At 62.7% G+C, this 15,163-nt stretch carries 15 protein-coding genes and 1 tRNA gene; all 16 read right to left on the bottom strand.

From position 1 onward, the window contains the following. Window positions 1-9: 9 nt before the first annotated feature. A complete protein-coding gene (locus AC3FKG_RS06485; RefSeq protein WP_483710929.1) occupies window positions 10-1,476 on the bottom strand; it encodes an NADH-quinone oxidoreductase subunit M in 1,467 nt (488 codons plus the stop codon). Between the two features lie 27 nt (window positions 1,477-1,503). Then, the gene (gene nuoL / locus AC3FKG_RS06480; RefSeq protein ID WP_483710928.1) at window positions 1,504-3,591 is read right to left on the bottom strand and encodes an NADH-quinone oxidoreductase subunit L; all 2,088 of its coding nucleotides are present in this window, start codon (window positions 3,589-3,591) and stop codon (window positions 1,504-1,506) included. A 63-nt stretch (window positions 3,592-3,654) separates the two neighbouring features. Then, on the bottom strand, window positions 3,655-3,960 hold the full coding sequence (gene nuoK, locus AC3FKG_RS06475) for an NADH-quinone oxidoreductase subunit NuoK (protein ID WP_011297154.1): 306 nt from the start codon (window positions 3,958-3,960) through the stop codon (window positions 3,655-3,657). 17 nt (window positions 3,961-3,977) lie between these two features. Next, window positions 3,978-4,622: an NADH-quinone oxidoreductase subunit J gene (locus AC3FKG_RS06470; protein WP_483710927.1), complete on the bottom strand. Its 645-nt coding sequence runs from the start codon at window positions 4,620-4,622 to the stop codon at window positions 3,978-3,980. Between the two features lie 143 nt (window positions 4,623-4,765). After that, the gene (gene nuoI / locus AC3FKG_RS06465) at window positions 4,766-5,257 is read right to left on the bottom strand and encodes an NADH-quinone oxidoreductase subunit NuoI (RefSeq protein WP_011297152.1); all 492 of its coding nucleotides are present in this window, start codon (window positions 5,255-5,257) and stop codon (window positions 4,766-4,768) included. A 71-nt stretch (window positions 5,258-5,328) separates the two neighbouring features. Beyond that, complete coding sequence (gene nuoH / locus AC3FKG_RS06460; protein ID WP_483710926.1) at window positions 5,329-6,393, bottom strand: NADH-quinone oxidoreductase subunit NuoH; 1,065 nt, start codon at window positions 6,391-6,393, stop codon at window positions 5,329-5,331. Between the two features lie 27 nt (window positions 6,394-6,420). Then, window positions 6,421-8,796 carry an NADH-quinone oxidoreductase subunit NuoG gene (nuoG, locus tag AC3FKG_RS06455; RefSeq protein WP_488742702.1) on the bottom strand — a complete coding sequence of 792 codons (2,376 nt, stop codon included), beginning with the start codon at window positions 8,794-8,796 and terminating at the stop codon, window positions 6,421-6,423. Window positions 8,797-8,808: 12 nt separating this feature from the next. Beyond that, window positions 8,809-10,104, bottom strand: a complete 1,296-nt coding sequence (gene nuoF, locus AC3FKG_RS06450) for an NADH-quinone oxidoreductase subunit NuoF (RefSeq protein ID WP_483710924.1) — start codon at window positions 10,102-10,104, stop codon at window positions 8,809-8,811. Between the two features lies 1 nt (window position 10,105). Continuing rightward, window positions 10,106-10,606 (bottom strand): NADH-quinone oxidoreductase subunit NuoE, encoded by a 501-nt coding sequence (nuoE, locus tag AC3FKG_RS06445; RefSeq protein WP_488742701.1) that lies wholly within the window; start codon window positions 10,604-10,606, stop codon window positions 10,106-10,108. A 180-nt stretch (window positions 10,607-10,786) separates the two neighbouring features. Continuing rightward, window positions 10,787-12,040: an NADH-quinone oxidoreductase subunit D gene (locus tag AC3FKG_RS06440; protein ID WP_483710922.1), complete on the bottom strand. Its 1,254-nt coding sequence runs from the start codon at window positions 12,038-12,040 to the stop codon at window positions 10,787-10,789. Between the two features lie 9 nt (window positions 12,041-12,049). Continuing rightward, a complete protein-coding gene (locus AC3FKG_RS06435; RefSeq protein WP_488742700.1) occupies window positions 12,050-12,649 on the bottom strand; it encodes an NADH-quinone oxidoreductase subunit C in 600 nt (199 codons plus the stop codon). A gap of 1 nt (window position 12,650) precedes the next feature. Then, a complete protein-coding gene (locus AC3FKG_RS06430) occupies window positions 12,651-13,133 on the bottom strand; it encodes a NuoB/complex I 20 kDa subunit family protein (RefSeq protein ID WP_011297145.1) in 483 nt (160 codons plus the stop codon). Window positions 13,134-13,139: 6 nt separating this feature from the next. Then, window positions 13,140-13,499: an NADH-quinone oxidoreductase subunit A gene (locus AC3FKG_RS06425; RefSeq protein ID WP_483711464.1), complete on the bottom strand. Its 360-nt coding sequence runs from the start codon at window positions 13,497-13,499 to the stop codon at window positions 13,140-13,142. A gap of 163 nt (window positions 13,500-13,662) precedes the next feature. Then, window positions 13,663-13,747 (bottom strand) — tRNA-Leu (locus tag AC3FKG_RS06420). Between the two features lie 186 nt (window positions 13,748-13,933). Next, window positions 13,934-14,302: a preprotein translocase subunit SecG gene (secG, locus tag AC3FKG_RS06415; protein WP_483710920.1), complete on the bottom strand. Its 369-nt coding sequence runs from the start codon at window positions 14,300-14,302 to the stop codon at window positions 13,934-13,936. A 52-nt stretch (window positions 14,303-14,354) separates the two neighbouring features. Beyond that, window positions 14,355-15,092 carry a triose-phosphate isomerase gene (gene tpiA, locus AC3FKG_RS06410; protein ID WP_488742699.1) on the bottom strand — a complete coding sequence of 246 codons (738 nt, stop codon included), beginning with the start codon at window positions 15,090-15,092 and terminating at the stop codon, window positions 14,355-14,357. Between the last annotated feature and the right edge of the window lie 71 nt (window positions 15,093-15,163).

The raw sequence follows: 15,163 nt of genomic DNA, 5'->3' as shown, positions 1-15,163 counted from the left end.
TCTCCCCGATTACAGCTTCGACTGCGCCACGTGGGACAGCAGGTTGACCACCGACGCGTGCATCACGTCGGTGAAGGGCTTCGGGTGCAGGCCCATGTACAGCGTCATGATGGCGAGCAGGCCCAGCATCAGGAATTCGCGCTTGTTCAGGTCCACCAGTTCGCGGACGTGCTGGTGCACGATGTCGCCGAAGATCACGCGCTTGACCATCCACAGCGAATAGGCAGCGCCGAGGATCAGGGCGGTGGCCGCGAGCAGGCCGATCCAGAAGTTGTACTCGACCGAACCCAGGATCACCATGAACTCGCCAACGAAACCGGAGGTCGCGGGCAGGCCGCAGTTGGCCATCGCGAAGAACACCGACAGCGCGGCAAATTTCGGCATGGTGTTCACCACGCCGCCGTAGTCGGCGATCTGGCGCGAGTGCACGCGGTCGTACAGCACGCCGATGCACAGGAACATGGCGCCCGAGATGAAGCCGTGCGAGATCATCTGCACGATGCCGCCTTCGATGCCGATTTCATTGAAGATGAAGAAACCGAGCGTCACGAAGCCCATGTGCGCAATCGACGAGTACGCCACCAGCTTCTTCATGTCGGCCTGCACCAGCGCCACCAGGCCGATGTAGATGACGGCGATCAGCGAGATGGTAATGATGAACGCGGACAGCGAATGGCTTGCATCCGGCGCGATCGGCAGCGAGAAGCGCAGGAAGCCGTAGGCGCCCAGCTTCAGCATGATCGCGGCCAGCACCACGGAACCGCCGGTCGGCGCCTCGACGTGGGCGTCGGGCAGCCAGGTGTGCACCGGCCACATCGGCACCTTGACGGCGAATGCCATGAAGAAGGCGATGAACAGCGCGATCTGCTCGTTCATCGACAGCTTGGCCTGGTGCCATTGCAGGATTTCGAAGGTACCGGTCTTGTTGTACAGGTACAGCAGCGCGATCAGTGTCAGCAGCGAGCCCAGCAGCGTGTACAGGAAGAACTTGAAGGCCGCGTACACACGGTTCGGGCCGCCCCACACGCCGATGATGATGTACATCGGGATCAGCGTGGCTTCGAAGAACACGTAGAACAGCATGCCGTCCAGCGCGCAGAACACGCCGACCATCACGCCCGACAGGATCAGGAACGCAGCCATGTATTCGGCCACGCGTTCGGTGATCACTTCCCAGGCCGAGATCACGACGATCACGGTGATGAAGGCGGTCAGCACGACGAACCACATCGAGATGCCGTCAACGCCCAGGTAGTACTGGATGTTGAAGCGCTCGATCCAGGACGACTTCTCCACGAACTGCATCGCAGCGGTGGATTTGTCGAAGTGGAACACCAGCGGCAGCGTGACGATGAAGCTGACGATCGAGCCGAACAGCGACATCCACCTCACGTAGCAGGCGCTGCGGTCCGAGCCCGAGGCCAGTATCAGCAAGCCGAAGAAGATAGGCAGCCAGATTGCGAAAGACAGAACCATTTCTTTGTTTTCCTTACTCGGTGCCTATCACTTGGTGCCGATCACGCCGGTTACGGTGAGCGTCAGCAGCGCCAGCATGCCCACGATCATCGCGAATGCGTAGTGGTAGATGTAACCCGATTGCAGGTAGCGGCTGGCGGCGGCGAACGAGGCCACCACGCGCGCCGAACCATTGACGAACAGGCCGTCGATAAAGCTCTGGTCGCCACCCTTCCACAGGCCGGTGCCCAGCAGGCGGGCACCGCGTGCGAACACGGCCTGGTTGATGTCGTCCATGTAGTACTTGTTCTCAAGCAGCGTGTACACGCCCGAGAAGCGGTTCTTGATCGCCTCGGGGATGTCCGGGCGCTTCATGTAGAAGAACCATGACAGCACCACACCGGCAATCGCCAGCCACAGGACCGGGGTGGTCAGCGAATGGATCGCCATCGGCACCCAGCCGTGGAACGCTTCTTCCAGTTCCTTCATGGCATGGTGGTTCTCGCCGACGAAGATCACGTCCTTGAACGCCACGCCGTGCTTGAAGAACTCGCCGAACAGCATCGGCTCGATAGCGATCGCACCGATGATGACCGACGGGATCGCCAGCAGCACCAGCGGCAGCGTCACGACCCACGGCGACTCGTGCGGCTTCTCGCCGGCAGCCAGGCCATGGTGGTGGTCATGCGAGACCTCTTCTTCCTCGTGGTCGCCTTCATGCGGGTGGTGAGCATGGTTCTGGCCCCAGCGTTCCTTGCCGTGGAAGACCAGGAAGTACATGCGGAACGAATAGAACGCCGTCACGAACACGCCAGCCAGCACCGCGAAGTAGGCAAAGCCCGAACCCGCCAGGTGCGACTCGGCCACCGCTTCGATGATCGAATCCTTCGAGTAGAAGCCCGAGAAGAAAGGCGTGCCGATCAGCGCCAGCGAACCCACCAGCGAGGTGATCCACGTGATCGGCATGTACTTGCGCAGGCCGCCCATATTGCGGATGTCCTGGTCGTGGTGCATGCCGATGATGACCGAACCCGCGCCAAGGAACAGCAGCGCCTTGAAGAACGCGTGGGTCATCAGGTGGAACACGGCGACCGAGTAAGCCGAAGCGCCCAGCGCAACCGTCATGTAGCCGAGCTGCGACAGCGTCGAGTACGCGACCACGCGCTTGATGTCGTTCTGGATGATGCCCAGGAAGCCCATGAACAGCGCCGTAATGCCGCCGATCACCATGACGAAGGACAGCGCGGTGTCCGACAGCTCGAACAGCGGCGACATGCGGCTGACCATGAAGATGCCGGCCGTCACCATGGTTGCGGCGTGGATCAGCGCGGAAATCGGGGTCGGGCCTTCCATCGAGTCAGGCAGCCAGACGTGCAGCGGGAACTGGGCCGACTTGCCCATGGCGCCGATGAACAGGCAGATGCAGGCCACCGTCAGCATCATCCAGTCGGTGCCCGGGAAGATGACGGTCGCCAGCTTCTCGCGGGCGGCGAACACGTCCGCGTAGTTCATGCTGCCGCTGTAGGCCAGCAGCAGGCCGATGCCAAGGATGAAGCCGAAGTCGCCGACACGGTTCACCAGGAACGCCTTCAGGTTCGCGAAGATGGCCGTCGGGCGGGTGTACCAGAAACCGATCAGCAGGTACGACACCAGGCCCACCGCTTCCCAGCCGAAGAACAGCTGCAGGAAGTTGTTGCTCATCACCAGCATCAGCATCGAGAAGGTGAAGAGCGAGATGTACGAGAAGAAGCGGTTGTAGCCGGGGTCGCCGTCCATGTAGCCGACGGTGTAGATATGCACCATCAGCGACACGAAGGTCACCACCACCATCATCATGGCCGTCAGAGAATCGACCAGGAAGCCGACTTCCATCTTCAGGTCGCCGATGGCCATCCACTCGTAGACGGTGCCGTTGTAGCTCGCGCCGTTCATCACGTCGAGCAGCACCATCACCGACAGCACGCAGGCAATGGCCACGCCGAGGATCGTCGCGGTGTGGGCCACCATGCGGCCGCCGCGCGACTCCGAGGAAAACAGACCAAAGAACTTGGTGCCGAACAGGCCGGCGATCGCTGAGCCGACTAGCGGCGCAAGCGGAATCGCGAGCAGCAGGTTGGGGTTGAGCGTGGTTGCCATAGGACGCTTATTGGTGTGCGAGCGGTGAGCGGTCTTGGTTCATTGCGTAGTGCGTCATGAATATCAGTACTTCAGGGTATCCATGTCGTCCACGTTGATCGTGTCCAGGTTGCGGAACAGCACAACCAGGATTGCCAGACCGATTGCCGACTCGGCAGCGGCCACCGTAAGGATGAAGAAAACGAAAACCTGACCAGCCAGGTCGCCCATATAGTGCGAAAAGGCGACGAAGTTCATATTGACCGCAAGCAGCATGAGTTCGATCGCCATCAGCAGCACGATCACGTTCTTGCGGTTCAGGAAGATACCAACGATGCTGATCGCGAACAGGATCGCACCGAGCACGAGGAAATGGGCGAGTGAGAGCACAGCGTTTCTCCGTGGCTTTAGTTCTTGTTGGCGGTCGCCGCGGCATCGGCCTGGGCGGACTGGCTTTCCGCTGCCATGGCCACCAGGCGCACGCGGTCATCGCGGCGGGTACGCAACTGCGACGAGATATCCTGGGCCTTCACGTCCTTGCGACGACGCATGGTCAGCGCAACAGCCGCGATGATGGCCACCAGCAGGATGATGCCGGCCACTTCGAAGGCGTAGATGTAGTCGGTGTAGATCAGCTTGCCCAGCGCGGCCGTGTTCGAGTAGTTCGGGTCCTGCGAGCCAGGCGCCACCACCGGCGCGACCGTACCGATGAAATTGCGCACCAGCACGATGGCCATTTCAGCAATGATCAGCGCGCCAACGACCGACGCGAGCGGTACGTAAGTCCAGAAGTCCCTGCGCAGGTGTTCGATGTCGATATCGAGCATCATCACCACGAACAGGAACAGCACCATCACGGCGCCGACGTACACCAGCACCAGCAGGATGGCGAGGAATTCCGCCTTGAGCAACAGCCAGATCGCCGCAGCCGTGAAGAACGACAGTACGAGGAACAGTGCGGAGTGCACCGGGTTCTTCGCGGTGATGACCTTCAGTGCGGAGAGCACCAGCACCAGCGCAAAGACGTAGAAGATGGTGGTCGTGAGTTCCATGGTCCGTGTCGGATCCTCTCTTGGCCTTCGGCACAGACTCCCCCCCTTGGGTGGCCCGCGCTTGCGGCATCCTTCCATTGGCCCCTTGCGGAGCCCGATTCAAATTCACTGGGCGGCACCGGTGACGCCGGCGCCAACCGATCTCAGCGGTACTTGGCGTCCGCAGCCTTGGCCGCGGCAATCTGCGGCTCGTAGCGGTCGCCCACTGCCAGCAGCATGTCCTTGGTGAAGTACAGGTCGCCTCGCTTCTCGCCGTGGTATTCCAGGATCGGCGTTTCGACGACTGCGTCGACCGGGCAGGCTTCTTCGCAGAAGCCGCAGAAAATGCACTTGGTCAGGTCGATGTCGTAGCGCGTGGTACGGCGGGTGCCGTCGGCACGCACGTCGGACTCGATCGTGATGGCCAGTGCCGGGCATACGGCCTCGCACAGCTTGCAGGCGATGCAGCGCTCTTCCCCGTTGGGGTAGCGGCGCAGCGCGTGCAGGCCGCGGAAACGCGGCGAGATCGGCGTCTTCTCTTCCGGGAACTGGACGGTGACCTTGCGCGCGAAGAGATAGCGGCCGGTCAGCGCCATGCCCTTGAAGAGTTCCTTCAGGAGCAGGCTGTTGAAGAAGTCCTTGATGGCGAGCAGCATGACAATTGCTTCCTAGTGTTTCCCGAGGCGCGCACCGCATCGTTGCAGTGTGCGCGTCCTCGCTTGGCTGTTCAGTGCCAGATATTCCAAGGCGACTTGATCCAGATCGCCACGATGATCAGCCAACCGACGGTCAGGGGAATGAACACCTTCCAGCCCAAACGCATGATCTGGTCATAGCGGTAGCGCGGGAACGAGGCGCGAATCCAGATAAAGACGGACAGCAGCAGGAATACCTTGATCAGCAGCCAGAAGAATCCGGGGATCAGATTGGTCAGGAAGCTCGAGAACGGAGGCGCCCAGCCACCCAGGAACATCAGCGCGGTCATCGTCGAGATGATGATCATGTTGATGTACTCGGCCAGGAAGAACAGCGCGAAGCCCATGCCCGAGTATTCGATCATGTGACCAGCAACGATTTCCGACTCGCCTTCCACCACGTCGAACGGGTGACGGTTGGTTTCAGCCACGCCCGAGATGAAGTACACACCGAACATCGGCAGCAGCGGAATCCAGTTCCACGAGAGGACGTTGATGCCCATGTCGGCGAAATAGCCCGCGTTCTGGCTGTTGACGATGGCCGACAGGTTCAGGCTGCCCGACACCATCAGCACCGTCACCAGGGCAAAGCCCATGGCGATTTCGTACGACACCATCTGCGCGGCGGCACGCATGCCGCCCAGGAACGCGTACTTCGAGTTAGAGGACCAACCGGCCAGGATCACGCCGTAGACGCCCACCGAGCTGATCGCCATCACATACAGCAGACCGGCGTTGACGTTGGCCATCACGACTTCGGCCTGGAACGGAATCACCGCCCAGACGGCCACGGCCGGCATCAGCACCATCAGCGGGGCAATCAGGTACATGCCCTTGCTGACTTGCGTCGGCGTCATGACTTCCTTGAGCAGCAGCTTCAGCACGTCGGCAATCGGCTGCAGCAGGCCCAGCGGGCCGACACGGTTCGGGCCCAGACGCACGTGCATCCAGCCGATCAGCTTGCGCTCCCACAGAATCAGGTAGGCCACGCACAGCAGCAGCGGCACCACGATAAGCACGGCCCGGATGAGGATCCACAGCGGCGTCCAAGCGCCGCCGAAGATGGCGTGGCCTTGCGAGGTAATCCAGTCGATCATGTTGCTTTCTCGCTATTCTTGTATGGCTCAGGCCGCCCCGGCCGTTGCCGCAGCCTTCTGGCCGGCGGACAGGTCCACGGCCTTCTCGACCTTGACCGTACCGAACATCGCACCGAGGCTCATCGCGGCCGGGGTTGCGGCCGGGACGCGCACCGTATTGGCCGGCAGCGTGTTTTCCAGCACGCCCGGCAACACCACGCTGCCTTCGCCCTGCGTCACGCGGACCGGATCACCCGACTGGATACCCAAGCCGGCGAACAGGTCGGCCGACAGCGCCACCTGCTGCGCGCGGCGGGCCGCGGCGGTCAACTGCAGCGATTCGGCGCGGCGCACGATCGGGTCGGCGTGGTAGATCGGCACATCGGCAATGCGTTCGATGCCATTGGCAGCGGCCGCGCTCACGCGGATCGGCGCGTCGGTGGCGTTGTTCAGCTGCGGTGCAACCGGCGCGGCCAGGACTTCGGCACGAACCGCTTCCGCGCTGTCGTAGTCGAAACCGGCGACGTCCAGCAGGTTGCCCAGCACGCGCAGGACCTTCCAGCCCGGACGCGATTCGCCGAGCGCGCGCACGACACCGTTGAAGCTCTGCGGCAGGCCTTCGCAGTTGACGAAGGTGCCCGCGGTTTCCGTGAACGGCGTAACCGGCAGGATCACGTCGGCATACTGCATGGCCGCTTCCGAGCGGAACGGCGACAGCACCACCACCGTGCCGGCCTGGGCCAGCGCGGCCAGGGCCTTCTGCGGGTCGGCAGCGTCGAACTCGGGTTCGGTGTTGAGCAGCACGTAGGCCTTGCGCGGCGACTCGAGCATCGCCTGGGCATTGGCACCGCCCTGCTTCGGCAGCGCGCCGGCGATATAACCGCCGACCGTATTCGCAGCTTCGGTCAGGAAGCCCAGCGTAGCGCCGGTTTCCGTCGCGATCCACTGTGCCAGCGCGTGCAGCGCGGCGAATTGCGGGTGACGCACGGCCTCGTTGCCGAGGAACACGGCGCGGCGCTCGCCCGACAGCAGGGCTTCCGCAGCCTTGCCGGCAGCATCGCCACCATCAAAACCCTCGGTGCCAGCGGGTGCGGCAACGCCCTTGGCGGTGGCCACGGCACGGGCCACACCGGCCAGCGCTGCAGTCCAGCCCGACGGCGCCACGTCGATACGCGCGGCCAGCGGCATCAGCAGGTCTTCACCGCCGGCACCCAGCACGGCAACGCGGGCGCCCTTCTTGCCAGCCTGGCGCAGGCGCGCAGCCAGCAGCGGGTGGTCCTTGCGCAGCGACGAGCCGATCACCAGCACGCGTTGCAGGGTGGACACCTCGGCCACTGGCATGCCGAGCCACGGCGCGCCCTTCAGCGCTGTCGAGAAATCGGACTGGCGCAGACGGAAGTCGACGTTGTCGCTGCCCAGGCCGCGCATCAGCTTGCCCAGCAGGAACAGCTCTTCGAGCGTGCTGTGCGGGCTCGCCAGCGCAGCGATCTGGTCGGCGCCATGGTCGCGCTTGATGCTCGCCAGGCCATTGGCCACGTATTCGAGCGCGGTCTGCCAGTCGGTTTCGATCCACTGGCCACCCTGCTTCAGCAGCGGGCGGGTCAGGCGGTCGGCGCTGTTCAGGCCTTCATACGCGAAACGATCCTTGTCCGAGATCCAGCACTCGTTGACGTCTTCGTTCTCAAGCGGGAGCACGCGCATGACGCGCTGGTTCTTGCTCTGGACCACGAGATTGGCACCGAGGCCGTCGTGCGGCGACACCGACTTGCGGCGAGCCAGTTCCCAGGTACGGGCCGAATAGCGGAACGGCTTGCTGGTCAGCGCGCCGACCGGGCACAGGTCGATCATGTTGCCCGACAACTCCGAATCCACGGTCTGGCCGACGAACGTCGTGATTTCCGAATGCTCGCCGCGGTTCAGCATGCCCAGCTCCATCACGCCGGCCACTTCCTGGCCGAAACGCACGCAGCGGGTGCAGTGGATGCAGCGGGTCATCTCCTCCATGGAGATCAGCGGGCCCACGTTCTTGTGGAACACCACGCGCTTTTCTTCCTTGTAGCGCGACTCCGATGCACCATAGCCCACGGCCAGATCCTGCAGCTGGCATTCGCCGCCCTGATCGCAGATCGGGCAGTCGAGCGGGTGGTTGATCAGCAGGAATTCCATCACGGACTTCTGCGCCTTGACGGCCTTCTCCGAATTGGTGAAGACCTTCATGCCTGGCGTCACGGGTGTGGCACAGGCGGGCAGCGCCTTGGGCGCCTTTTCAACTTCAACCAGGCACATGCGGCAGTTCGCCGCGATGGACAGTTTGCGGTGGTAGCAGAAGTGCGGGATGTAGGTGCCCAGCTTGCGGGCGGCTTCCATCACCAGGCTGCCTTCAGCAACCTCTACCTTCTTGCCGTCGATCTCGAGTTCAACCATGTTCTGCCACGCTTAGATGTAGGCCGGAACCATGCACTGCTTGTGTTCGACGTGATATTCGAACTCTTTCCAGTAGTGCTTGAGCATGCCGCGGACCGGCATCGCCGCGGCATCGCCGAGCGCGCAAATGGTGCGGCCCATGATGTTTTCCGCGACGTTATTGAGCAGGTCCAGGTCTTCCTGGCGCCCTTCTCCGTGTTCAATGCGATTGACCATGCGATAGAGCCAGCCGGTGCCTTCGCGGCACGGCGTGCACTGGCCGCACGATTCTTCAAAATAGAAATACGACAGGCGCAGCAGCGAGCGCACCATGCAGCGCGTCTCATCCATGACGATCACGGCGCCCGAGCCCAGCATCGAGCCGGCCTTGGCGATCGAGTCGTAGTCCATGTCCGACGCCATCATCATCTCGCCCGGCACCACCGGCGCGGACGAGCCGCCCGGAATCACCGCCTTGATGCGCTTGCCGCCGCGCATGCCGCCAGCCAGTTCCAGCAGCTTGGCGAACGGCGTGCCCAGCGGGATCTCATAGTTGCCGGGACGCTCGACGTCACCCGAGATCGAGAAGATCTTGGTGCCGCCGTTGTTCGGCTTGCCGAGCTTCAGGTAGTTCTCCGGGCCGATGGCCAGCAGGAACGGCACCGCGGCAAAGGTCTCGGTGTTGTTGATGGTGGTCGGCTTGCCGTACAGGCCGAAGCTGGCCGGGAACGGCGGCTTGAAACGCGGCTGGCCCTTCTTGCCTTCCAGCGATTCGAGCAGCGCGGTTTCCTCGCCGCAGATGTAGGCACCGTAGCCATGGTGGGCATGCAGCTGGAAATTGAAGCCCGAACCCAGGATGTTGTCGCCCAGGAAGCCGGCTGCACGCGCCTCTTCGAGGGCTTCCTCGAAGATCTTGTACTCGTTCCAGATCTCGCCGTGGATGTAGTTGTAGCCCACGGTGATGCCCATCGCGTACGCGCCGATGGCCATGCCCTCGATCAGCGAGTGCGGATTGAAGCGGATGATGTCACGGTCCTTGAACGTACCGGGCTCGCCTTCATCGGTATTGCAGACGAGGTACTTCTGGCCCGGGAACGTACGCGGCATGAAGCTCCACTTCAGGCCGGTCGGGAAGCCTGCGCCCCCACGGCCGCGCAGGCCCGAGGCCTTGACGTCGGCGATCACCTGCTCGGGCGGGATCTTCTCGGTCAGGATGCGCTTGAGCTGCTGGTAGCCACCACGCTTGACGTAGTCTTCCAGGTGCCAGTTCTTGCCGTCCAGGCCGGCCAGGATCAGCGGCTGGATGTGACGGTCGTGCAGAGAGGTCATGTTACTTTGCCCCCTTGGCGGCAGCGTCGGCCTTCAGCTCTTCGACCAGCGCGTCGAGCTTGTCTTCGCTCATGAAGCTGCACATGCGGGTATTGTTGACGATCATTACCGGCGCGTCGCCGCAGGCGCCCATGCACTCACCCTCTTTGAGCGTGAAGCAGCCGTCGGCGGTGGTCTCGTTGTAGTCGATGCCGAGCTTGCGCTTGAGGTACTCGCCGGCCCGCTCGCCGCCCGACAGGGCGCACGGCAGGTTGGTGCAGACAGCGAGCTTGTACTTGCCCACCGGCTTGGTGTCGTACATGTTGTAGAAGGTCGCCACCTCTTCCACCCACACGGGCGGCATGTCGAGATAGCTGGCGACGAACTGCATGACTTCGGGGGAAACCCAGCCCACCTCGCCCTGTGCCACGGCAAGCGCCGCCATCACGGCCGACTGCTTCTGGTCGGCCGGATACTTCGCGATCGCGCGATCGATTTCCTTGAGAGCTTCTGCTGATAGCATGGTCATTGCAGTAAAACGGCGGAGGCAGCGTACCGGGGCTTGCATCCGCAGGTTTGCAGCCGTCGCTGCCTGTTCCGCCGGCGGGCCTGAGGCCCTGCCGTTCCGCCGCGGTGTCCCCGCCGCTCCCTGCCCTCGTGGCAAGAAAGCGCCCGGATCGTCGTCCGGGCCGGCGGTCCGTGATTAGCGGTCGATTTCGCCGAAGACGATGTCCTGCGTACCGATGATCGTCACCGCGTCAGCAATCATGTGGCCCTTGGCCATTTCGTCCAGCGCGGCCAGGTGCGCATAGCCGGGCGCGCGAATCTTCAGGCGGTAAGGCTTGTTCGCGCCGTCCGAGATCGCATAGATACCGAATTCGCCCTTCGGATGCTCCACCGCTGCATAGGCCTCGCCTTCGGGCACGTGAATGCCTTCGGTGAACAGCTTGAAGTGGTGGATCAACTCTTCCATGTTCGACTTCATGTCCACCCGCGACGGCGGCGCAACCTTGTGGTTGTCCGTGATCACGGGGCCCGGATTGCGGCGCAGCCATTCGATGCACTGCTTGATGATGCGGTTGGACTGGCGCATTTCCTCGATACGCACGAGGTAACGCGCGTAGCAGTCGCCGCCCACGCCCACCGGCACATCGAAGTCGATCTTGTCGTACACCTCGTACGGCTGCTTCTTGCGCAGATCCCAGGCGATGCCCGAGCCGCGCAGCATCGGACCGGTGAAGCCCATCTGCAGCGCGCGTTCCGGGCTCACCACGCCAATATCCACCAGGCGCTGCTTCCAGATCCGGTTGTCGGTCAGCAGCGTCTCGTACTCGTCGACGTACTTCGGGAACCGGTTGGTGAAGTCCTCGATAAAGTCCAGCAGCGAGCCCGAACGCGCTTCGTTCATGGCCTTGATGGCACGCTCGTTGTGAACCTTGGACGCCCGATATTGCGGCATTGTGTCAGGCAGGTCGCGATAGACGCCGCCCGGACGGTAGTAGGCCGCGTGCATGCGCGCGCCCGACACCGCCTCGTACATGTCGAACATGTCCTCGCGCTCGCGGAACGCGTAGAGGAACACCGCCATGGCACCCACGTCGAGCGCATGCGCGCCGATCCACATGAGGTGGTTCAGCAGGCGGGTGATTTCGTCGAACATCACGCGGATGTACTGGGCGCGCACCGGCACTTCAATGCCGAGCAGCCGCTCGATCGCCATCACGTAGGCGTGTTCGTTGGACATCATCGACACGTAGTCGAGACGGTCCATGTAGGGAACGTTCTGGATCCAGCTCTTCTGCTCGGCCAGCTTTTCGGTGGCACGATGCAGCAGGCCGATGTGCGGGTCGGCGCGCTGGATCACTTCGCCGTCCAGCTCCAGCACCAGGCGCAGCACGCCGTGCGCGGCCGGGTGCTGCGGGCCGAAGTTCAGGGTGTAATTCTTGATATCTGCCATGGCGCGTAATCAGTGCTGCGTGCCGCCGTAGTTGTCCTCGCGGATCACGCGCGGCGTGATTTCGCGGGGTTCGATCGTCACCGGCTGGTAAATGACCCGCTTCTGCTCCGGGTCATAGCGCATTTCCACGTAACCCGAGGTCGGGAAATCCTTGCGGAACGGATGGCCAACAAAGCCGTAGTCGGTCAGGATCCGGCGCAGGTCCGGGTGACCTTCGAATACGATGCCGTAGAAATCGAAGGCTTCGCGCTCGAACCAGTTCACCGAATTCCACACGTCGATCACCGACGGCACGACCGGGAACTCATCATCCGGGGCAAACACGCGCACGCGCAGGCGCCAGTTGTAGGTCACCGACAGCAGGTGCGACACAGCCGCAAAACGCAGGCCGTCCCAGGCGCCGTCGCCGTAGTCGGAATAGTCCACGCCGCACAGGTCGATCAGCTGCTCGAAACGCAGCGCGGGATCGTCGCGCAGGATGCGGGACACTTCCAGGTAGTCGTCGGCCTTGACGATCAGCGTCAGCTCGCCAGTCGCCTCGATCAGTTTCTGCACGCGCTTGCCGAGAACTTTCTCGAGCGCGGCCTTCAGGGTCTCAAGCTTCGCCATGTCAGCCCTTGCGCGCGATGGTGTTGGTACGCTTGATCTTGTTCTGCAGCTGGATCACGCCGTAGATCAGCGCTTCAGCCGTGGGCGGGCAGCCCGGCACGTAGATATCCACCGGCACAATGCGGTCGCAGCCACGCACCACCGAATACGAATAGTGGTAGTAGCCGCCGCCATTGGCGCAAGAGCCCATCGAGATGACCCAGCGCGGCTCGGCCATCTGGTCGTAGACCTTGCGCAGCGCAGGCGCCATCTTGTTGCACAGCGTGCCAGCCACGATCATCACGTCCGACTGGCGCGGCGACGGGCGGAACACCACGCCGAAGCGGTCCAGGTCGTAGCGCGCGGCGCCGGCATGCATCATTTCCACGGCACAGCAGGCCAGGCCAAAAGTCATCGGCCACAGCGACCCGGTGCGGGTCCAGTTGATCAGCTTGTCAGCGGTAGTCGTGACAAAGCCTTCGTTGAGAACGCCTTCGATTGCCATTTCACATCACTCCCAATCGAGCGCGCCCTTTTTCCAGATGTAGACGAAGCCCACGATGAATTCCAGCAGAAACACGCCCATGGCGATGAATCCCGGCCAGCCAATATCCTTGAGGGCAACACCCCACGGAAACAGGAAGGCGGTTTCGAGATCGAACAGGATAAACAGGATGGCGATGAGGTAGTAGCGCACGTCGAACTTCATGCGCGCGTCCTCGAACGCTTCGAAGCCGCACTCGTATGGCGACAGCTTCGCGGGGTCAGGTTTGTTCGGGCCGAGGATCCGACCGATCGACATCAACGCTATGCCGAGCACAACGCCGAAGATGATGAAGATGAGAACGGGGAAGTAGGCTTCGAGAGTCAAGGTACGGCCAGCCTTATCTGGAATGTTGTCAACAGCACCAGCTGAAGCGGCGTCCTGTTGCCCACCCCAGGCGCTATGCCGAAACTGCTGGCGCGCCGCCTTGCGGATTGCCAAAGCCCCCTGCCGGGAGCATTGCCCGACAGCGGACTTCGATCAAGTTTTTTGGTGCCGACGGCGAGACTCGAACTCGCACAGCTTTCGCCACTACCCCCTCAAGATAGCGTGTCTACCAATTTCACCACGTCGGCTGGGGGAGAAACAATATTGCCTGGCGCCGGGTTTTCAGGCCCTTCAGAGCTTTCGCAGAGGTTTTTGCCTTTGCTCAAGCCCCATCGCTGGGGAATCGTTTCAAGCCTTGGATTCTAACCCGCTTTGCTGCATTGTTCAACGCACAACTGCAAAAAAAATCAGGAATCGAATACAAGGCCGCTCGATTATTTCGGAACCGCAGGCGCAGCCGGAGCCGAGGCGTCCGCAGCCGCCGCAGCAGGCGCTGAGGCACCAGCAGCCGGAGCCGGCGTGGTCACCGGGGCCGAGCCCATCACGCCCAGCGACGCGGCGGGCTTGTAGTTACCCATCAGCGTCAGGCTCAGCGTGCAGATGAAGAACAGCGTCGCCAGCACCGCAGTCGTGCGCGACAGGAAGTTTGCGGAGCCCGTGGCGCCGAACAGGCTGCCAGAAGCACCTGACCCGAACGCCGCACCTACATCGGCACCCTTGCCGTGCTGAATCAGCACCAGGCCGATGACGCCCAGCGCCGACAACACTTGCACCAGTACCAACAAAGTCTTGAAAATTGCCATTTGGATAAATTTAGCGTTACTTGCCTGATCGGATATCCGGCGCGACGGGCATTCAGGCGTTGCCGATCGCGAGAAAATCTTCCGATTTCAACGAGGCACCACCAATCAGGCCTCCGTCAATATCGGGCATGGAAAACAGTTCGACCGCATTGTCCGGCTTAACACTGCCGCCGTACAAAATCGCCATGCGCTCCGCCACGCCGGCGTCACGCTCGCGAACCTGGCCGCGCAAGAAAGCGTGCACGGCCTGCGCCTGCTCGCTGGTCGCGGTCTTGCCCGTGCCGATCGCCCAGACCGGCTCGTAGGCCAGAACCACGCGACCCAGTTGCTCAACTGACAGCGCGTCCAGGACTGCTTGCAACTGCCGACCCACGACGACCTCGGTCTGGCCAGCTTCGCGCTCGGCAAGCGTCTCGCCAACGCAGATCACTGGCAGGATGCCGAATTCCAGCGCGCGCAGCGCCTTCGCGGCAACCACCGCGTCCGTTTCCGCATGGTAGGTACGACGCTCCGAGTGACCCACCAGCGCGTAGGTGCACCCAAACTCCCCCAGCATGGACGCAGCCACCTCGCCAGTGAAGGCGCCGCGCGCCTCGGCAGACACATCTTGTGCGCCCCAGACCACCTGCGAGCCGTTCAGCATCGCCTGGCATTGTGCAAGATAGGGGAAAGGTGCGCAGACTGCCAGCCGCGCGCGCGCCGGTGCAGCCTTGATTCCCTCGAGCAGCGCGGCGTTGGCGGCCAGGCTGCCGTGCATCTTCCAGTTGCCGATGACGAGCTTTTGTCTCACGGGGTCCCCTCCCAAATCAAACCCGTTATTGTAGCTTGCGGCAGGGGACCGGCGCTACCGCGCGCGGCCAG

It is taken from the genome of Cupriavidus sp. 22TCCZM04-2, from assembly GCF_057798895.1.
Note: the sequence above shows the minus strand (reverse complement) of the source record. Positions and strands in the feature narration are given on the sequence as shown.